The sequence below is a fragment of the Stutzerimonas kunmingensis genome, assembly GCF_032106285.1.
GTDB lineage: Bacteria > Pseudomonadota > Gammaproteobacteria > Pseudomonadales > Pseudomonadaceae > Stutzerimonas > Stutzerimonas kunmingensis_B.
Map to the genome: position 1 here is coordinate 1 of NZ_DAMCPO010000008.1, position 20162 is coordinate 20162.

The following is a 20162-nucleotide window of genomic DNA, read 5'->3' on the forward strand; positions in this document are numbered from 1 at the left end:
CAAAAGCAGCGAGGGCTGAAGTCGACCGGAAATACAGGGCTACTTCAGACCTTCCCTAATATCGACGCAGGACAGGAGTGACTGTGCAATGAGTACACAGACAAGCATCGAATGGACGGAAATGACTTGGAACCCCGTGGTGGGATGTACCAAAGTTTCGCCAGGCTGCAAGCATTGCTACGCCGAAAACATGGCGCACCGGCTGCAGGCGATGGGGACGCCAGGATATGAAAACGGTTTTCGCTTGAGTCTGCGACCGGAGAAGCTTCAGGAGCCGTTGCAGCGCAAGAAACCGACGATTTACTTCGTGAACTCAATGTCTGATCTGTTCCATGAACATGTGCCAGACGATTACATCGATCAAGTCTTCGAGGTGATTCAGAAGGCCTCTCAGCACACATTCCAAATACTCACTAAGCGTGCCGAGCGCCTAGCTACATACTTCGGCAGCCGGACACCGCCTGCCAATGCCTGGCTGGGGGTGTCTGTTGAGGATCGCGAGTATGGAGTGCCAAGGATCGACTGTTTACGCCGTGTAAACGCCACTATTCGCTTTCTCTCTGTTGAGCCACTGTTGGAGGATTTGGGAGAGCTGGATCTGACTGAGATTCACTGGGTGATCGTTGGTGGTGAGTCAGGGCCGAAAGCCCGGCCGATGAAACAAGAATGGGTGGATAACATACACCAGCAATGCGATTCATTCGGCTCAGCCTTCTTCTTCAAGCAATGGGGCGGCTGGGGCTCTGATGGAGTGAAACGCTCGAAAAAGGCCAACGGGCGGCTGCTGAACGGCCAGACCTGGGATGAAATTCCGCTACTCAATCTCGCCTGATACCAAAATAAGGAATGCAGATGGCCAAGGATGAAGAGAAGTATCGTTGGGATTGGGGAACGCAGACCTTCCCGACCATTGATCCGCACAGCAGGATCAAACATCAGATTATTGATGATTACATACAGGCCTACATTGATGTTCTGATGCGGAATCAGCAGATGCCGGAGCTGGGGCTATCCATAGTTGATGGTTTCAGCGGCGGCGGCATCTACCATGACGGCGCTGGCGGCACCCACTTCGGCTCTCCAGTAATTGCACTGGAGGCCATTCAAGAATCAGAGGTGCGTAACAACCAGGGTCGCATCAAGCCGCGCACCATTCGCTCGCAGCATTATTTCGTAGATGTGAAACCTGAAAACATTGCTTGCCTGCACGCTGTACTGGCCGCTCGCGGCCATGCCTCTCGAGTGGGTAGCGATGTCCACCTGCATAGTGCCGAATTTACCCAGGCCCTGCCAATCATTGCGCAAAAGCTCAAGTTCTTCGGGAAAGGCGAACGCGTGCTTTTTCTCTTGGATCAGTATGGATACGGCGACGTACCATTTCCCAAGATCAAATGGATTTTCCAGAATCTGAGCAGTGCAGAGGTTCTGCTTACATTCAATGTCGACTTCCTGGTTACGTACCTTGCTGACCGACAGGCCAACCGCAAAGCTATTTCCAATATCGGCTTAGATCACCATGTGCCATGGAGCACGCTGAAGGAGTTGAAGGCACATCAGCCTCGAAATTGGCAATACATCATTCAGCGCTTCCTTTCGGAGGGAATCAAACAAGAAAGCGGCGCGGAGTACATGACCGTATTTTTCATCCGTCCAGCTGGCAACAACCCGATGGCCTATTGGTTTATCCACCTGGCGAACAACTACCGTGCCAACGATGTAATGAAGAAAATTCACTGGAAGTACGGCAATAATTTTTCCCATATGCTGTCACCGTCCAGTTTTTTCGGATATGACGCCAATCGCGATATCGCCGTAACTGGGCAGCCTGATCTTCTTTTGGATGAACACCATTTTGATGACGCAACGGCCGATCGCATCCGTGATGAGCTCTCAGAACTCCTCCCCAGGCAGGTTTATGATCGTGAGCGGCAGCCGTTCAGCGGACTAATGACCGGACTGACGAATTACACCATGGCCGACGAGCTACGTGTAAAGCAGGCTCTGGATATGGCGATCGCTACAGGTGATGTGCTTGCGGTCGGAAAGGACGGAAAAACGAAACGCCGCAAAGGCACAAGCATCAAATCCACTGACACGCTGATTGCCCCTCCACAGAGGCCAATGTTTTTTCTGCCGCCGGTGAAGAAGACCAAGCCCGAAAGCTGATTGCAATCGACGTGCGCACGCGCGAAGGCGGATCACGGCTCATGGTTTGCTTAAAGATTAACCAACGGAGCTTGAACCTCGGCCCGAACACAAGCATTCGTGGCGCGCGGCGGGTCAACCTTTAGTAGCGCAGTGTGGCTGCCGCTATCTGCAGGCTGCCGGGGCACTCTGGAATGAGCTTTATAGGCGATTATAAAGTGATTATAGAGCGATTATAGAATCTGATTTTTTGGCCCAATTTGAAGGCTATTAGTCCAGATAAGTCGGCTTCCAGCGCTTTCTGCGCAGGGATGTGCTTGATGCCCTGGCTGTCATTCCTGGCCACTGAGACTCCGATCCGCTTCGAGCAGGTAAGCGGTCTGGCCTGTTTACTCAGGGGTTTTGGTGTATTGCGCTCCAGCCTCAATGAGGCCTATCAGGGCCCGCGTCGGTTATGCAGGCTGTTGGATGCCAAGATCTTCGGGCTCTCGCACGGCAAGTCATGGTTACCATCATCGAGGATACGATTAGGCAGGAGCAGCCATTTCCTCAGGACTGGCTCGGGCAGCGCGTCTGCTATGTCTACGATGAACCCATTATCGAGGGCGTGACTCTGTGACCAGCACTATCAGTCTGCGAATCCTCTTGCGTGAGCGCTGGCGGGAGTGATCGTAGATGGCGATCCCGCCATGGTGGGGTTGTAGGTTTAATGGGCCCAACAGTACGCATCATAGGCACTTATGGTCTTGGCTTCGGGGCTAGTTGACTACCATAAGCGATCCCGTGCTTGAGCAGATTACCCAAGCGACTGAAAAGACCTACGAGGCATCGAGACCGGTTGCTTCAAATAACCAGTTGCTGGCCTGAGGGGGCATAGCTGCGAACAACACGAACCGGACGCATAAAAGAAAGCCGCCCGAAGGCGGCGCTGAGCGACAGGCGCTCGGACTCTTGGTTCCGCTTACTTCTTCAGCGATTGCAGGTAGTCCTTCAGGGTCTGATCGTCCGCAGATTTAACCGTCATGCCATTCGGGCCGCTACCGATGTCGGTGAACTGCTTGGCCGGCTCGCCGGTTTTCTTGAATTCTTCCAGTTCCTTAGAGCCTTCGCGGAACACCCACAGGCGGCCATCTTCGACTTCGGTGACAAAGCCAGGCTTGTCGTACTGACTGGCGAAGGCGGCGGTGGCGAACAGGCTGGTTAACAGCATTGCAGTCAAAGTCATTTTTTTCATCGCAAGGTTCCTGCTTGGGTTAGAGATGCGATGAAGCCTAAGGCTCTTCTGATGACGAAAAGATTACAACATTCATATATGTGATTAGGCAGATGTTACTGAGTATTTCTAGCTCACGATATCGGTCTGACGGCAGCAGGAAGCCAGCAAAACCAAGCTATTGACATCACTTTCCGGGGAGCTCGTGCACCGGATGATGATTTTCGCTTTACTGTATATTCGATAAAACATATATTTGCTAAACCATATTCGATTCGAGATTTGGCAATGTCTAACAAGACCCGCGTGCTGTTCGTTTGTGTGGCTAACGCTGCTCGCTCGCAACTGGCTGAAGCGCTGCTGCGACACACTGATTCCGAACGTTTCGAGGCATTCAGCGCCGGCACTGAGCCTGGTGAGGTTGATCCGCGCACCCTGGATGCGCTTGAGCACCTTGGCGTAAGCACCGAGGGGCTGCGCAGCAAGTCCATTGATGAGTTTGCCGGCGAGCGTTTCGAATACGTCATCACACTGTGCGATAAGTCGTCTTTGGAGTGCCAGGCCCTTCCAGGTGCTGGTGAGGTACTGGCGTGGAACTTTGAAGACCCGGTGACCAGCACCCAGCCCGACGCATTCCGCCACACCCTTCACGAGATACACGAGCGCATCAAGATGTTCGTGCTGGTGAAAACTAAACGTTGAGACCTTTATGGCTGACCACCTGACACCGACCACCGTATTCAAATGCCTGGCTGACGAGACCCGCGTTCGCCTGATGCTGCTCATCACCCGCGAGGATGAGTTGTGCGTTTGTGAGCTGACCTGCGCGCTGGATGAAAGCCAGCCGAAGGTTTCCCGCCACCTAGCACAACTGCGCAACTGCGGTCTGCTGGAAGATCGCCGACAAGGCCAGTGGGTCTATTACCGCCTGCACCCCAGCCTACCGGACTGGGTGATCGCTGTTCTGAAAACCACTCTGGATGCCAATCAGCATTGGCTCAGCCCGGATGCCAAACGCCTCGATGTGATGGGCGACCGCCCGCAGCGGCTCGCTGCCTGCTGCTGAGCCGCACTCTACTTTTACGAGATAGCTCGATGAAGATTTTGTTTCTATGCACCGCCAACAGCTGCCGCAGCATTCTTTGCGAGGCTGTGTTCAACCACTTGGCACCGGCTGGCATGAAAGCCTACAGCGCCGGCAGTCAGCCGAAAGGTGTAGTGCATCCGCTAAGCCTGAAAACGCTGGAGAGCGCAGGTATCTCGACTACAGGGCTCTTCAGCAAATCCAGCGATATTCACGAGAGTCTAGCCCCTGACTTCGTGATCACGGTCTGCGACAAGGCTGCCGGCGAAGCCTGCCCGGTATTTTTTGGGCCGGCGACCAAGGCTCACTGGGGGCTGGCTGATCCATCGGAATACCAGGGCAGTGAGGACGAGATCGAAGCCGCTTTTGCCGCCACCCTGGAGCAGATTAAAACCCGCGTTGAAGCCTTCCTGGCTTTACCGCTGCAGATGGATGCCGAGCAACTCAAGGCTGAGCTGGCCTTGATCGGTACGCTCTAACTCTGGAGGCATGAGGATGAGCAAAAGCCGCCTTTCATTTCTTGATCGCTACCTGACGATCTGGATCTTTCTCGCCATGGCCATTGGGGTCAGCCTGGGCAGCCTGTTCGAGGGCCTACCGGCCAGGCTCAACAGCTTGTCGGTAGGCTCGACCAATATCCCGATCGCCATTGGCCTGATCGTGATGATGTACCCGCCGTTGGCCAAGGTCAGGTATGAAGAGCTACCCGAGGTGTTCAAGGACAAGCGCATTCTCGCGCTGTCGCTGATCCAGAACTGGGTGATTGGCCCGGTACTGATGTTCGCCCTGGCGGTGATCTTCCTGCGCGATTACCCCGATTACATGACAGGCCTGATCCTTATCGGCCTGGCGCGCTGCATTGCCATGGTACTGGTGTGGAACCAGATCGCAGGGGGTAATAACCAGTACGTTGCTGGCCTGGTCGCGTTCAATAGCATCTTCCAAATCGTGTTTTTCAGCCTGTATGCCTGGATCTTCCTCGGCCTGCTGCCACCTTTGTTCGGACTACAGGGCAGCGTGATCGACGTGAGCTTTGTCAGCATCGCCGAGTCCGTACTGATCTATCTCGGCATTCCGTTTCTGGCTGGTTTCATGACGCGCAAGCTCCTGATCAGCCGCAAAGGCGAAGAGTGGTTCAACCAGCGTTTCATCCCCCGCATCAGCCCGCTGACGCTGGTCGCTTTGCTGCTGACTATCGTGGCGATGTTCAGCCTCAAGGGCGACATGGTGCTGCAACTGCCGCTGGATGTGCTGCGCATCGCCATCCCGCTGACCATTTACTTCGTGGTGATGTTCTTCATCAGTTTCTGGATGGGCAAGCTGTTGGAGGCTGACTACCCACGTACTACCGCGCTGGCCTTTACCGCTGCCAGCAACAACTTCGAACTGGCTATTGCTGTGGCTATTGCCACGTTCGGTCTGGCTTCGCCGGTGGCCTTTGCCACGGTGATCGGCCCTCTGGTGGAAGTGCCGGTGCTGATCGCCCTTGTCTGGGTGGCGCTGTGGCTCAAGCGCCGCTGGTTCGACCAGCCTCGCGCAGTACTCGCTCAGGAGTAGACGTATGTCTGAAGAACACATCCCCAATCTCGATGCTCAACTAGTCGATCTGCCCACCCTCGACAAACTCGGCGGCCCTCTTACCGTCAGGCACAAGCCGCGCATCTTGCTGCTCTACGGATCGACCCGCGAACGTTCGTTCAGTCGCTTGCTGACTGAGGAAGCCGCTCGCCTGCTGGAGCACTTCGGTGCCGAAACTCGAATATTCAATCCATCTGGCCTGCCACTGCCGGACGATGCTCCAGATAGCCATACCAAGGTGCAGGAGCTGCGCGAGTTGATGCAGTGGTCGGAAGGACAAGTCTGGTGCTCGCCGGAGCGTCACGGCTCGATGACTGCCGTATTCAAGGCGCAGATCGACTGGGTTCCGTTGGCCATGGGTGCAGTCCGCCCAACTCAAGGTAAAACCCTAGCGGTGATGCAAGTCTGTGGAGGCTCGCAATCCTTCAACGTGGTCAACCAACTGCGTGTACTTGGCCGCTGGATGCGCATGTTCACCATCCCGAACCAATCGTCTGTCCCGAAGGCTTTCCTGGAGTTCGATGAGACTGGCCGGATGAAACCCTCGGCTTTCTATGACCGCGTAGTGGACGTGATGGAGGAGCTGGTGAAGTTCACCCTGCTGCTGCGTGAGCGTTCCGACTACCTGGTTGACCGCTATTCCGAGCGAAAGGAATCGGCAGAAGAACTCTCGAAACGCGTTAATCAACGTTCCATCTAAAGGATTTTTTGATCGTGCAACAGCATCCGTACTCCGTGTTGACCTCCGAGCAGGTCAAAGGCCAACTGATCTTCACGCCGTGCCCTGGTACCAAAGACACATCGGTCGCTGAGGCGCTGGACACTCTCAAAGAGGCCGGTGCTTCAGCCTTGCTGACCCTGATGCCCACCGAAGAACTGACCCAGAACGAAGTCGAAAATCTGCCTGGGCAGTGTCAGCAGCGCGACATCGAGTGGTTCCACCTGCCGGTGGAGGACGATCAGGCGCCCGGTGAGCGATTCCAGGCGGCGTGGGACGTTAATCGCGAGCGGATCAAGCAGTTGCTCACGGAAGGTAAGAACATTGCCATTCACTGCAAAGGCGGGTCGGGTCGTACCGGCCTGATTGCCGCACAGCTGCTGATCGAGTGCGGGGTGCCATTGCGCGAGGCAGTCAGTGAAGTGCAGGCGCTGCGCCCCCGTGCGATTCAGCACCCAGCGCATACCCACTACATCAGCCAGTTTGACTCCGCCCAGTCGTAATTGCCCGCAGCTAGCCGCCCCGAGAGAACACAAACATGAGCATCAAAGTAGGTATCAACGGTTTTGGTCGTATTGGTCGTCTCGCCCTGCGTGCAGCCTGGAGCTGGCCAGAGTTCGAGTTCGTGCAGATTAACGATCCGGCAGGTGACGCAGCGACTCACGCCCACCTGATCAACTTCGATTCGGTGCATGGCCGCTGGAACAACGAAGCCAGTTCCGAGGGTGATCATGTCGTGATCGGTGGCAGGCGCATCAAGGTCACCGCCAATAAGGCGATTGCTGACACCGATTGGTCGGGCTGCGATCTGGTCATCGAAGCCAGCGGCAAGATGAAAACCGTTGCAGTGCTGCAGGCCTACTTGGATCAGGGGGTGAAGCGTGTGGTGGTGTGCGCGCCGGTCAAGGAGAAAGGTGCGCTGAATGTGGTCATGGGCGTCAACCAGCATTTGTTCGACCCCGCTCAGCATCGCATCGTTACCGCTGCGTCCTGCACCACCAACTGCCTAGCTCCTGTGGTCAAGGTCATTCACGAGAACCTGGGTATTCGCCACGGCTCGATCACTACGATTCACGACCTGACCAATACCCAGAGCATCCTCGACCAGCCGCATAAGGATCTGCGTCGTGCTCGTGCCTCGGGCATGAGCCTGATCCCGACTACCACGGGTTCGGCCACGGCCATCGCAGAGATCTTCCCCGAGCTGCGCGGCAAGCTGAATGGCCATGCCGTGCGCGTACCGCTGGCAAACGCTTCTCTCACCGACTGTGTGTTCGAAGTCGAGCGCGCCACTTCTGCAGATGAGGTCAATGCGCTGCTCAAAGCCGCCGCCTATGGCCCGCTGAAGAATATTCTCGGCTACGAGGAGCGCCCCCTGGTCTCCATCGACTACCGCACCGATCCGCGCTCGTCGATCATCGATGCGCTGTCGACCATGGTGGTGAATGATACACAGGTGAAGATCTACGCCTGGTACGACAACGAGTGGGGATACGCCAACCGTGCTGTAGAGCTGGCCAAATTGGTCGGTTTGGCCGATTAACAGGGAGCGATCATGTAGGCGTTGTCAGCCCTTTCCCCGGAAGTGCGCCAGTATCTGCTGGTCACCGGCAATTACTGGGCCTTTACCCTCACCGACGGTGCGCTGCGCATGTTGGTGGTGCTGCACTTCCACACGCTGGGCTACACGCCGCTGCAAATCGCTGCGCTGTTCCTGTTCTACGAGATCTTCGGCGTTATAACCAACCTGGTCGGCGGCTATCTCGGGGCTCGGCTGGGCTTGAATCGCACCATGAACATTGGCTTGGGCCTACAGGTTGTGGCGTTGTTGATGCTCACTGTGCCCGTCGCCTGGCTAACCATCCCTTGGGTGATGGGCGCGCAGGCCATGTCGGGTATCGCCAAAGACCTCAACAAGATGAGCGCCAAGAGTTCGATCAAGCTGTTGGTGCCTGACAACCAGCAAGGCACGCTCTACAAGTGGGTGGCGATCCTCACTGGCTCGAAGAATGCGCTGAAAGGAGTTGGCTTTTTCCTCGGCGGTGCGTTGCTGGCATTGATGGGGTTCACGGGCGCAGTGCTGGCGATGGGCGCCGTACTGGCCCTGATCTGGATAGCTAGCCTGTTCCTGCTGAAGAAAGACCTGGGCAAGGCCAAAGCCAAGCCCAAGTTCCGCGACATCCTCTCCAAGAGCCGGGCGATCAACATTCTCTCTGCGGCCCGGCTGTTCCTCTTCGGTGCCCGTGATGTGTGGTTCGTGGTGGCCTTGCCGGTCTACCTGAGCACCGTGTTTGGCTGGGACTTCTGGCTGGTGGGCGGCTTCCTGGCGGCTTGGGTCATCGGCTACGGCATCGTGCAGTCGTTCGCCCCGAACATCACCGGGAAAAAACGTGGTCATGTCCCCGATGGGCGAGCTGCTTTTGTTTGGGCGTCACTGCTGGCTGGCTTACCTGCGGCTATTGCCCTTGGTCTTTCGGCGGGGTTGTCGCCTCAGGTTGTGCTGCTGGGTGGGCTGATGCTGTTCGGCGTTCTGTTCGCTGTGAACTCGTCGCTGCACAGCTACTTGATCGTCAGCTACGCCAAGGAGGATGGCGTGTCGCTGGATGTGGGCTTCTACTACATGTCCAACGCGCTGGGGCGACTGATCGGTACGTTACTCTCGGGCTGGGTATTCCAGGCTTATGGTCTGGAGGCCTGCCTGTGGGTTTCCAGTGCGTTTGTGCTGGCCGCTGCGCTGATTTCCATCGCCTTGCCCAGGCACCTCGATGCGGCTCCGCAGGCCTGATCAAGCGGCTCAGAGCGGAGGCCCTCAGGCCTCCGCCGTTGCCAAAAACTGTTCGATCTCGGTTGCGGTGCTACGTGCCGTACGGGTCACCCCGATCAGGGTTGCTGAAGCCGATCCCGTCCATTCGCCATAGCCCACCAGCCAGAGCCTGGGTTCGTGGACGGCGCGAGTCCCCTCAACCTCGACTCGCCCCTCATCGTTGATCAGCCCCAGGTTGGTCAGGTGACCCAACGCGGGTTTGAAGCCGGTGCACCAGATCACTGCATCGACCATGGTCTCCGTGCCATCGGGCCAAACCACACCATTACGGGTGAAGCGTGTGAAGGGGCGAACTGCGTGCAAGACGCCACGTTCACGCGCTTCGACCACGGGCAGTACCATCACCACATCGCCCAGCCCGCCCACTGGTTGTTCGATGACGCGACCTTCCTGCTGGGCTTTCCAGCGGTCGGTCGCTCGCTCGAACAACACACGACCATCGACATCATCGGGCAGAAACAGCGGCTCGGTGGGCGTCACCCAGGTGGCATCGGCCACTTTGGAGACCTCTGCCAGGATCTGTGCCCCGGAGTTTCCACCGCCTACCACCAGCACCCGTTTGCCTGCGAACGGCTGGGCCTCGACATAGTGGGCCGAATGCAACTGCTGGCCGCGGAAAAACTCGGTACCCGTATAGTTGGGGATATGGGGATTGCTCCAGGTACCAGTAGCACTGACCACTGCCTTGGCATCCCAATGCCCTTGCTCGGCATGGACGCGCAGCGCGCCATTGATGCGTTCGACCGAGGTGACTCGCACTGATCGCTCGACCGGGAACTGGTAACGCGCCTCATAGCGTGTCAGGTAGTCGATGACGTGATCACGCGTCGGGTAACCCTCTTGAACTGGCGGCATCATCCAGCCGGCAATCGAACTCCAAGTCGCCGGCGAGAACAGTCGCAAGGAGTCCCAGCCATGACGCCAAGCCCCGCCAGGGCCATCCTCGGCATCGAGCATCACAAACGACAACCCCGTACGCCGCAGAAAGTACGCGGTGGTCAACGCGGCTTGGCCGCCGCCGATGATGACTACATCCCACTTATTTTCAGGGCGAGCTTCCACTGAGGGACTCCAAACAGACCGATTGCGCAGTGTAATCGCCCGAGTCAGCCTGAACGCTGATCTATCTCAGGCAATTACCTGCTCAGTTGCCTTCGCGATCTGACAACTCATTTACTCTATGTTCTGGAACCAGATCGACCAACGGAGCGATCATCATCTGAGCAGTTCGAACCCAGGAACTCAACGTCTCGAGATCTAATAGCACTGATTCGGCTACCTCCCAGACGGAGGACTCCTCGGTCGTAACTGGCGGTAGAGTGCCTTCGACCAACGCCTGGGCCATCGTATGCAGCTTCAGCAACTCGTCGCGTATAGCAATCATCCCACCCAGCTCAGCCAGGCTAGTGTCGAGTCGATCGACCAAACCGAGTAGCTGTGACGTATCGAAGCTGTTGCGTAGCTTCTCCAATGCGGCGGCGTCCACCTCGCCGCACGGCGTAACGTGAAAGGATGCGGGAGGAATTTTGATCATGGGGCCAACTCGGTATCGGCCTGGCGGGGCGTGCTGACACGCAGCGAGCCGGCGGCTTGTTGAAACACCGAATCCTTGATCCAAGGCTCCGGTGGCCGATTGAGCTTGAGGTTGAACTCGCCGAAGCGTTTGACGTTGCTGGTCAGGTAGGGACTTAGGAACGACACGTCCTCATCAGTAAACTGCCAGCCCTCGCGTGCCAGTTTCTGCAGGATACGCATCATGTCCACAGTGTTCTGCAGGATCACCGACGAGGCCACCATGTCGTTGTAGCGCAGTCGCTTCTGTTGCTCGTCCGGATCGTTCTCAGCAATCACATCGCCGCCGAAGGACAACCACTTGGAGAATCCGTTGTAGGACTCGATCTTGTTGGTGTTTGCCGTGACTTCCTGGCGCAGCTCGCGGCTACCGATCCAGTTGAGCAGGAATATCGTGCGGATCACGCTGCCGAGCGCCTGTGCCGCGTGGTAGAGCTTGTTGCGCCTGCTGTAGGAACCGAGTTTTCGCAGCAGCATAGGCGAGGAAATTTTGCCGGCCTGGATTGATAGCGCGACCTGCATCAGATCCTGCCAGTGGGTTTCGATCAGGTGCCAGTCGGCAGTATCGGTGAACAGGCGGTTGATGTGCTTGTATGATACGCCGCGATCCGGCCGGCACATCACTAGGTCGCGCCAGTTGCGGATACGCGGCATCAGGTTGATGCCCAGCAGATGGGTGAAGGCAAACACCGTGGCCGACTGCCCTTGGGTGTCCGAGTACACCGTATCGGGTTCGACGCTGAGGTCTATTTTGAGTAGCCCCTCGATCACATAGATCGCCTCCCAGATACCCGGCGGGATGAAGTGCTGGAACACGGCGATGTAGTTGTTGGCCACATGCCGGTAGGCCACAGCCCCCATTTTGCGGTAGCGGAAGTGGTAGCCGGCCAGCAGATTGTCGTCATAGAAGTCGAACTGCGTACCGTCCGCGGCCACTGCCTTGCCATCGCCCCAGAGTTTGGGCAGGTCAAGCTGTAGGTAGAGTTCCACCAACTCGCGGTTGGCCTTGTCCAGCTTCTCCAGCGAGAGGTGACGGCGATTCGTGTAGGACAGCATGTGTGGCGTTACATTACCGGCCAGATGCCGCGCGGCTTGGTTAGGGCCTAGGTTGCAGCCCATGGCGAAGATCGTCATCAGGTAGCGCTCGGCAGGTTCTTTGAGCTTCGGCTCGTTACCGGACATAGGCCCGAAATGCCGAGTGAACTGAATCCAATGCTCGATGTTGGCCATTATGTCGAGCACATGTCTGGCCGGCATGCGCTGCATGAGCGCAGTCTGTAGCGAGATAGCCGAGGGCGGGATATCTCGAGCGGTCACTCGGCGGAGAACCGGCTCGCCGGTTTCGTTGATCGATACGTCCCCTCGGCATGATGGGAATTTCTCGTCTAGTTGCTGCGCTGTTTCCTCAAGCTGGGCCTTGAGAGAGGCAACAAACTCCTTCGCTGTACCAGGCATCCCCATTTTTTCGCAGTAGGCCGGTAGTCGCTGGAGACATTCTTCCCAGGGCAGCAACTGCTTGCGATAGTCGGCGAAGGATTCCGACCCTTGCACGCACATGTCGCCGGATCGCAGCTCGCTGGCCAGGTAAGAGAAAACGCAAACCTCCAGATAGCGCCGGTTGGTCGGTGGTCCCTCACTGGAAGGACGGCGAACGACCTTGACCCAGCGATCCGACGCAAACGACAAGTCAACGTGCTCGTCGATCCACTCTCGGTGTAGGTTCTCGCTGTCCTGGATCAATTGAAGTGCCTGAATCAGCGACCGATCCTGAGTCGTGGGCTCCAGTTGAAGAAGGTGGCTGAGGCGGAACAACAGCGATCGATGGGATCTGAAGTGCTTCCAGATCAGCGGCAGGTAGTTGTTACCACCGGTAGCCTGAACTTCGGCGCAAGTCTCGCGCAACCGATCCAGATTGCCATCGGGGGAGAGGTATTCGCGAATCAGGCTGCCGGCCTCCTGATCATCCGGTTCTTGAACCAGAATCTGCACCACGCCGTCCAGGGTCGCCGCCAACTGCTCCAGCTTCTGGCGTTGCCTAGCCTGGATTTGCTCCAACTCCTCCTTGGCGCGTTTATGAATCGTCGAAATCCGTCGGATGAACATCTCGGCCAGGTGATCTCGTGTCCGCACGCGCATGCGATAGATCAAAGCCAGCATCAGCGTGTAGCGTTTCGGTAGCGAGCAGTCTTTCAGCTCGGAGACGTCCGATGCTGCTGCCTGGGCAGCGAAGTGGCGGATCTTAGTATCGACGATGCCCTCAAATATAGCGTCGAGATTCCCGAAGCTTTCCAGCCAGGCCAAGTGATCGATCAGTACTTCCAAGTGCTTGCGGGACGGCTTCTTGGGCGCCTGCTTCAGGGCATTGAAGTCGCTTTGGCGTCGGCCGAAGTCAGTGTCGAGCAGTTCTTTCAGCTTGTAGATCACCTCGATTGGGGTTCTGGTTACCACCAGGTTGAATATTTTGTCCTGGGCGTCTGCCCGCGCGTGCTCCGCCAGGTCGTTCAGGGTCGAGTAGGCGGGCAGCTCATAATTTTGACGCAGTAGTTCGTCGATCACCGCATTGATAATGTCCGCACGCTGTTCGAGGAGAGGAGCCATCAACTGCGCATGCGCGACTGCAATGCCCTGACCATCAGAGCCATAGAACGGCTGCACCCCGAGCCGCTCTCGCACTGCGTTCATATGACGGTAAAGCTGCATCCATTTGTAGGGCGATAGGGCGACCTTACTGCGCAGGCCTATTTGAGTACGGATGAAATCAACGACTGGCTCAGGTACCTCAGCGATTTCTGGAAAGTATCGGAGTACCTGGAAGGTCTTGAACAAAACAGCGAGGTTCAGTCGGAATGCAGCATTGGCGCGACTTTTGATCCAGGTAACTTCTTCCTCGGAAAATGTGAATTCGCGCTGCAGCTCGGCCCTTGAATACGAGCGCGACAGAACTGGATAGGCAGTACGTTCGAGGGATGCCATGGATCACTCCTTTCCTGAGTCAACTGGAAAAGATAGACCACGCATCTGAAACAGCCTTTTCTGTAGAAAATATCCTTTAAAAACATAACTCTACAGACCAAATGAATGAATTTTCTCCTTATCTCGGCATGACCCCAATACCAGAGAGGGAAAGGACCAGAAGGTGGCGATGGCAAGCACGGCCATTACCACAAACTCAATTTAACATAATATAGATTATGCGAAACACTACCTTGCGCCTTAGGCGTTGCCCACCACCAGATCACCTCCAGCTTTTCGCCTCAATATCTCCAAAGCGCTTCAGCTCTCAGGTGAATCCTTTGCCTGCGCATGCTGGCTGTTCGGCTGATTAGTTTCCGCATTTCGAAACGTCGAGCGAAATTCGCTGGGTTTGAGTCCGGTCTGCTTCCGAAAGAAACGGCTGAAGTATGCCGCGTCGTCGAACCCCAGGTCGCGGGCGATCTGCTGGATGTCGAGCGTGGTATACGCCAGCTGACGTTGTGCTTCGCGAACGACTCGCTCGTTGATGATCGCAGTCGGTGATTCACCCAGACCTTCGCGGGTGGCTCGGCCCAGTGTGGCTGGCGTGATTCCCAGCGCTTCGGCGTACAGACCAAGCGGCCAATGCTGTCTGAAATGCGTGTCGACCAACGCGCGAAACTGAATCAGCAGCTGGGACCGCCTGCCATTGGCTGGGCGAGCTATCGGCACTGGCTGTTCCAGCCGGACGACATGTACGAGCAGCGCGAGCAACAATGCGTGCCCTGCGGCGACATTGCCGCGTTCCTGACTGTGCGCTTCCGCCTGGATCAGCTGGATCAGCGGCCATATCGGCTCTTCGCCGTCTGCATCCCACGGCAGCGGCACCACTGCCGGGCGTTGCATCAAGGCCAGCAGGTCGCTGGACAAAATCCGCGCCATCGACTCCAGCGGTCGCTGTGCTGCCGTGATGACCGGCCCGTCGGTTTCGGGACTGTAGCGAAAGGCATGCACGGTGCGCTGCGGCAGCAGGATCAGGCACGGCGCACGGAAGCCCATGCGGCTGTTCTCCAGGGAAACTTCGCCCTCGCCACTTCGTACATAGACGATCTGCAACAGTGAGTCATGCTGATGCGGCTTGATTTCGCGCTGATGCATGTCGCCGCGTTCGTTGATCCATTCCAGATGCAACAGGTCCTGCCATACGGGCAATGCAGCCTGGCCGTACAAGGCGTAGTTGGGAATGCGTTTGCTCATGAATTCCTGCCGTGGTGCCGGTATCCGGCGCGGAAAAATGCACTAATCGTCCTAGTGGTTGTTCAGTCTGTCATACGTCTTTGACGTTAAATGTAACCATCTGTGTTGCAGCGTGACGGCCGCGCCCTCTCCCGCCCTTGGTCCACGCCCCAAAAAACGAACTCTATGAATATGCCAACCTGGCGCGAATGGCTGTTTTCGGCCAAGGCGCTGATTGCCGCCCTGCTTGCGCTGTACATCGCTCTGGCGATACCGCTGGAAAACCCTTACTGGGCCATGGCCTCGGTTTACGTCGTGTCGCATCCGTTGTCCGGGGCGACACGTTCGAAGGCGATCTATCGCGCGCTGGGCACGCTGCTCGGTGCAGCCGCATCGGTCGTGCTTCTGCCGACGTTCGCTCAGCAACCGGTGATGTTGAGCCTGGCGATCTCGTTGTGGATCGGCGCCCTGCTCTTTCTCTCATTGCTGGACCGCTCGCCACGCAGTTACATCTTTCTACTCGCCGCCTATACGGTGCCGCTGATCAGTCTCGCCGAGGTCAATCACCCATCGACCATCTTCGATGTCGCCCTGGCGCGTTCCGAGGAGATTCTGCTCGGTATCGTCTGTGCCAGCGTGGTAAACGCCGTGCTGTTTCCCAGCCGCATCGCGCCGACCCTCGCGGCGAAGATGCACCTGCTGCTGCGCGATGGGCGCGGTGCCGTCAGCCGGATGCTCAATACCCACCACCTGGGCGAAGCCGACCAACGTGCGCTGAATGCGCTGCTGGTGGATGTGATGGGGTTGGATGCAATGATCAGCCATCTGAGCCACGACAGCAGCAGTCATCTCTCCACCGTCCATGCTCGCGAATTTCGCGCGCGTATGGCGATGTTGATGCCGCAACTGATCTCCACCGCGGACTCGCTGCACCGGCTTCAGGCTGAGCTACAGGGCTTGCTGCCGGAACTGGTGGATTACCTGCAGCAGGTGGATCGCTGGATTCAGTCCGATGCCGAGGCTGTGCACGGCGAGCACCTGCGAGAACGCAGCCTGCAGCTGGCAGCCTGGCTGGGCGACAGCCATCCGGCGCATGCCCTGGCGATCGACAGCGGCCTGCGCCAGCTAGGCGCGTTGATCGACCTGTGGCAGGACTGCCTCGACCTCTACCAGCAGTTCCATGAGGGCCATCCCGAGGCGGCACCGGCGCTGCGCTATCACGTACAGCAACTGGTCGGCGGGCCACGCCACTATGACTACGGCCTAATGGCATTCACCGCGGCTTCGGTAGCGCTGTCGGTGTTCTGCCTGAGCATGCTGTGGTTCGTTTCCGGTTGGGAGCACGGCTATAGCGGCGTGTTCATCGCCGCGGTGGCAGGCTGTTTCTTCGCCAGTCAGGACAATCCGGCGCCGTTCATCAAGTCGTTTATGGTCGCCACGCTGATCTCCTCCACGGCCGCCGGCGTCTACCTCTTCGCGTTGATGCCCAACGTGCACGATTTCGGCAGCCTGGCCATCCTGCTCGCCGTGCCGCTGCTGTTGCTCGGCACCCTCGCCGGTCGGCCGCAACACGCCGGGACAGTGATCGTGATTGCGGTGCAGACGATCTCCAACATCACCCTTCAGGACAGCTACCGCGCCGATTTCCAGCTGTTCGCCGACATCGCACTGTCCACTGCGCTGGGCGTGCTCTTCGCCTTCGTCTGGGCCCGCCTGACCCGGCCGTTCGGTACGCTCTGGGCTGCGCGGCGATTGGTACGCCACGGCTGGCTGAGCCTGGCGGCGCTGGCAGACCTGCGACGTTGGCGCAACGAAGCCGATGATGCCTCGAGTTTCATCGACCGTATCGCCCAGCTGCTGCCACGCCTGGCTCAGCTGGATGACGATCGCCTGGCGCTGAATGACGCCACGCGCGAGCTGCGCGTCGGTTTTCGCCTGCTGGAACTGCGTGAACTGCGGCCGGCGCCCGCCATCGAGCAGAAGCTGGAGCCGGTGCTGGGCATGATCCGCGCGCATTTCCTTGCGTGCGCCACCGCGCGTAGCCAACTGCCGGCACCGGAGCCCTTACACGACGCCCTCGAGGCCGCATTGCTGGATCTGCAGCGCGATGCTTCGCCCAGCGCACACCAGGCGGCGCAGGTGGTGCAGGTGGTGCACGGCTTGCGACTGGCGCTTTTCGCCGACGCATCGGCCAGCGTGCGTGCGGCACCGGGAGGCCCGCCACCCGAAGCCGGCCTTTCCCCCGCTGGAGCGCACGCATGACCGGTCACCTCGATGTGTACGGCGTCTATGTGCCGGTCCTGCTGGTTGCCATGCTGGCCGCCTATGGCATCAAGAGCCTGCTCGCCACCGTGCTGCAGCGTACAGGCTTCTACCGCTGGGTCTGGCATCCGCCGCTGTTCAACCTCGCCCTGTACATCATCGTGCTCGGGGCCCTGTTCAATCTCCTTCCCCGGATGTGAATCGTGAAGAAATGGATACCCGCCGCCGGCTCGGTGCTGCTGACCCTGCTGGCGGTCGTCATCGCCGTCGTCGTCAGCCTGCACCTGTGGGACTACTACATGGAGGCACCCTGGACCCGCGACGGCCACGTGCACGCCGACATCATTCAGGTCGCACCGGATGTTTCCGGGCTGGTGACCGAACTGCACGTGCGCGACAACCAGAAGGTCAGCCGCGGCCAGGTACTGTTCGTGATCGACCGGGCACGCTTCGAACTGGCGGTCGACGAAGCCCGCGCCACAGTGCTCGAACGCCGCGCGCAGCTGGACCAGGCGCAACGCGAAGCCAGGCGTAATCGGGTGCTGAAAGAGCTGATCGCCGCGGAAACCGTCGAGATCGGCGACACCCAGGTCAAGCGCGCCGCTGCCGCCCTGTCCACGGCTGAGGCCGCCCTCGGCGTGGCGCGTCTGGATCTCGAACGCACCACCGTGCTCAGCCCGGTGGATGGCTATCTCGGCGACCAGACGATGCGCGTGGGCGATTACGTGAAAACCGGTACACCGGTGCTGTCGATCGTCGATACCGATTCACTGCGCGTCGAAGGCTACTTCGAAGAAACCAAGCTGCACGCCATCGAGATCGGGCAGCCGGTGGACATCCACATCATGGGCGAAGCGCAGCATCTGCGTGGCCATGTGCAGAGCATCGCCGCAGGGATCGAGGATCGCGACCGTGTGCGCGGCAACTCGCTGCTGCCCAATATCGACCCGAGCTTCAACTGGGTGCGCCTGGCGCAGCGAATTCCGGTTCGCGTTGTGCTGGACGACGGCCAGCAGAGCGACATCCGCCTGGTGGTCGGCCGTACGGCGACGCTGTCCGTGCTGCCGTGGTCGCGCGACACATCGGCGACGGTCAGCCAATGAGTCGCGCGGCATACGCACTGCCGTTCGCGCTGACTGCGCTGCTCGCCGCATGCAGCGCGGTGGGCCCGGACTACCACGTGCCAGACCAAGCCGTGGCCTTGCAGGCTGCTGCGCAGAAACCCTTCGATCTGGCCGGCAACGAGCGGGTCGAACAGGCGCCGCTGCCAGACGACTGGTGGCAGCTCTATGACGACCCGACGCTCAATCGGCTGGTGAGTGAAGCCCTGATCGGCAATGCCGACGTGCGCCAGGCCTATCACAACCTGCATCGCGCCTATGAAGGCTTCCAGATGGCGCACCACGCGCAGGAGGTCGTGGTCGGCGGCAACGGCTCGGCTGCACGCGGCCAGCTGTCCAGCGAAGCCCTGGCCCTGGAGGAAAAACTTCCAGTGATGAACCTCGCCGACGCCGGCCTCAGCGTGGGTTACCAGCTCGATCTGTTCGGTCAGCTGCATCGCGCCGCGGAAGCTGCGGGGGCCGATGCCGACGTCAGTGCGGCGCTGCTCGACACGGCCCGCATAACTGCAGTGGCCGGGGTGGTACGCAGCTACATGACGGCCTGTCATGCCAGCGAGGAACTGACGATAGCGAAGCATTCACTGGCGATTCAGCAGCAACAGCTGGATGTCGCCGAGCGCCTGTTCGTGGGCGGTCGTGGCAGCGAAGTCGATGTGTCTCGCGCCCACGCCCAGCTGGAGGCTCTGCGTGCCGAGCTGCCGCCATTCGAATCGAAGAAGGCGGCCGCGTTGTATCAGCTCGCCGCCCTGCTCGGCCGCACGCCCGGAGCCCTTCCCGAGACGGTTACCGCCTGCAGTCACGCACCGCAGCTGCGCCAGGCGATTCCGTTGGGTGATGGCACCGCCCTGCTCAAGCGCCGCCCGGACATCCGGGCGGCCGAGCGCGCACTCGCCTCCGCTACGGCACAGATTGGCGTCGCCACGGCGATGATGTATCCGCAGGTCAGTCTCGGCGCTGCGGCCGGTTACACCGGAATGCTCGAACACCTCGGTAATCCGGTAACCCGTCGCTGGGAATTCGGCCCGTCGATCAGCTGGCATTTTCCGACCCGGGTTGATCGCGCGCGCGTTCGCGCCACCGAGGCCGGAGCCGCTGCCGCCCTCGCCCGCTTCGACGGAGTTGTGCTCGACGCACTGCGGGAAACCCAGACCCTGCTCACGCACTACGCTCACGACCTGCATCGTGACCAAGCGCTGCGCGAAGCGCGCGATGCCGCGCGAGACGCCGCGGACCACACGCGCCGGTTGTATCAGGAAGGACGACTGGCCTATCTCGACAGCCTCGACGCCGAGCGCACCCTCGCAACGGCCGAATCCGCCCTGGCGGCGTCCCAAGCCCAACTGTCGCAAGACCAGGTGAACCTGTTCCTCGCGCTGGGCGGCGGATGGCAAGGCACGCCAACCGCATCGGCGCACGCTGAAAATCCATCGCCGGGCGTGCCTGGCCAATAACCCAGA

The 20162-nt window shown here is 58.9% G+C and carries 19 protein-coding genes; 14 read left to right on the forward strand and 5 right to left on the reverse strand.

Annotated elements, in window-relative coordinates; translation table 11 throughout:
• The first annotated feature begins 88 nt into the window (after positions 1–88).
• Positions 89–832 (forward strand): phage Gp37/Gp68 family protein, encoded by a 744-nt coding sequence (locus tag RT582_RS08315; protein WP_096006316.1) that lies wholly within the window; start codon positions 89–91, stop codon positions 830–832.
• Between the two features lie 20 nt (positions 833–852).
• Entirely contained in the window at positions 853–2166 is a 1314-nt protein-coding gene (locus RT582_RS08320) for a three-Cys-motif partner protein TcmP (protein ID WP_096006317.1), read from the forward strand.
• A 940-nt stretch (positions 2167–3106) separates the two neighbouring features.
• On the opposite strand, the gene RT582_RS08325 is transcribed toward RT582_RS08320, so the two are convergent.
• Positions 3107–3379, reverse strand: a complete 273-nt coding sequence (locus RT582_RS08325; RefSeq protein ID WP_096006318.1) for a hypothetical protein — start codon at positions 3377–3379, stop codon at positions 3107–3109.
• Positions 3380–3646: 267 nt separating this feature from the next.
• On the opposite strand from RT582_RS08325, the gene RT582_RS08330 reads away from it, so the two are divergent.
• From RT582_RS08330 to arsJ, 8 genes are read left to right on the forward strand one after another with little or no spacing between them, the layout of a single operon-like run.
• Entirely contained in the window at positions 3647–4060 is a 414-nt protein-coding gene (locus tag RT582_RS08330) for an arsenate reductase ArsC (protein WP_204149530.1), read from the forward strand.
• Positions 4061–4067: 7 nt separating this feature from the next.
• The gene (locus RT582_RS08335) at positions 4068–4424 is read left to right on the forward strand and encodes a metalloregulator ArsR/SmtB family transcription factor (protein ID WP_165671521.1); all 357 of its coding nucleotides are present in this window, start codon (positions 4068–4070) and stop codon (positions 4422–4424) included.
• Between the two features lie 29 nt (positions 4425–4453).
• Positions 4454–4921: an arsenate reductase ArsC gene (locus tag RT582_RS08340; RefSeq protein ID WP_313477124.1), complete on the forward strand. Its 468-nt coding sequence runs from the start codon at positions 4454–4456 to the stop codon at positions 4919–4921.
• A 16-nt stretch (positions 4922–4937) separates the two neighbouring features.
• On the forward strand, positions 4938–5999 hold the full coding sequence (gene arsB / locus RT582_RS08345; RefSeq protein ID WP_313477125.1) for an ACR3 family arsenite efflux transporter: 1062 nt from the start codon (positions 4938–4940) through the stop codon (positions 5997–5999).
• A gap of 4 nt (positions 6000–6003) precedes the next feature.
• The gene (gene arsH, locus RT582_RS08350) at positions 6004–6720 is read left to right on the forward strand and encodes an arsenical resistance protein ArsH (RefSeq protein ID WP_313477126.1); all 717 of its coding nucleotides are present in this window, start codon (positions 6004–6006) and stop codon (positions 6718–6720) included.
• A gap of 14 nt (positions 6721–6734) precedes the next feature.
• Positions 6735–7241: a cyclin-dependent kinase inhibitor 3 family protein gene (locus tag RT582_RS08355; RefSeq protein ID WP_034073042.1), complete on the forward strand. Its 507-nt coding sequence runs from the start codon at positions 6735–6737 to the stop codon at positions 7239–7241.
• Positions 7242–7276: 35 nt separating this feature from the next.
• Positions 7277–8281: an ArsJ-associated glyceraldehyde-3-phosphate dehydrogenase gene (locus RT582_RS08360; protein ID WP_313477127.1), complete on the forward strand. Its 1005-nt coding sequence runs from the start codon at positions 7277–7279 to the stop codon at positions 8279–8281.
• A 21-nt stretch (positions 8282–8302) separates the two neighbouring features.
• A complete protein-coding gene (gene arsJ / locus RT582_RS08365; protein ID WP_313477128.1) occupies positions 8303–9523 on the forward strand; it encodes an organoarsenical effux MFS transporter ArsJ in 1221 nt (406 codons plus the stop codon).
• Positions 9524–9547: 24 nt separating this feature from the next.
• Here the strand turns inward: arsJ and RT582_RS08370 are convergent, their stop codons facing one another.
• From RT582_RS08370 to RT582_RS08385, 4 genes are all read right to left on the reverse strand, one after another.
• Entirely contained in the window at positions 9548–10624 is a 1077-nt protein-coding gene (locus RT582_RS08370; protein WP_313477129.1) for an ArsO family NAD(P)H-dependent flavin-containing monooxygenase, read from the reverse strand.
• Positions 10625–10706: 82 nt separating this feature from the next.
• A complete protein-coding gene (gene tnpC / locus RT582_RS08375; RefSeq protein WP_096006324.1) occupies positions 10707–11096 on the reverse strand; it encodes a Tn3 family transposase post-transcriptional regulator TnpC in 390 nt (129 codons plus the stop codon).
• Positions 11093–14107: a Tn3 family transposase gene (locus tag RT582_RS08380; RefSeq protein WP_313477130.1), complete on the reverse strand. Its 3015-nt coding sequence runs from the start codon at positions 14105–14107 to the stop codon at positions 11093–11095. Before RT582_RS08380 ends, tnpC begins: the two co-directional genes overlap by 4 nt.
• Positions 14108–14407: 300 nt before the next feature.
• Positions 14408–15343, reverse strand: coding sequence for a helix-turn-helix domain-containing protein (locus RT582_RS08385; protein ID WP_313477131.1), 936 nt, complete (start codon positions 15341–15343; stop codon positions 14408–14410).
• 165 nt (positions 15344–15508) lie between these two features.
• Between RT582_RS08385 and RT582_RS08390 the strand changes: the two genes are divergently transcribed.
• The 4 genes from RT582_RS08390 to RT582_RS08405 are packed head-to-tail and all read left to right on the forward strand — an operon-like array spanning position 15509 to position 20156.
• The gene (locus tag RT582_RS08390) at positions 15509–17584 is read left to right on the forward strand and encodes an FUSC family protein (protein WP_313477132.1); all 2076 of its coding nucleotides are present in this window, start codon (positions 15509–15511) and stop codon (positions 17582–17584) included.
• Positions 17581–17784: a DUF1656 domain-containing protein gene (locus RT582_RS08395; RefSeq protein WP_014820227.1), complete on the forward strand. Its 204-nt coding sequence runs from the start codon at positions 17581–17583 to the stop codon at positions 17782–17784. Before RT582_RS08390 ends, RT582_RS08395 begins: the two co-directional genes overlap by 4 nt.
• A gap of 3 nt (positions 17785–17787) precedes the next feature.
• A complete protein-coding gene (locus RT582_RS08400; protein ID WP_313477133.1) occupies positions 17788–18687 on the forward strand; it encodes an HlyD family secretion protein in 900 nt (299 codons plus the stop codon).
• Positions 18684–20156 (forward strand): efflux transporter outer membrane subunit, encoded by a 1473-nt coding sequence (locus RT582_RS08405; protein WP_313477134.1) that lies wholly within the window; start codon positions 18684–18686, stop codon positions 20154–20156. The genes RT582_RS08400 and RT582_RS08405 overlap by 4 nt, the downstream gene beginning before the upstream one ends.
• The last annotated feature ends 6 nt before the right edge of the window (positions 20157–20162 follow it).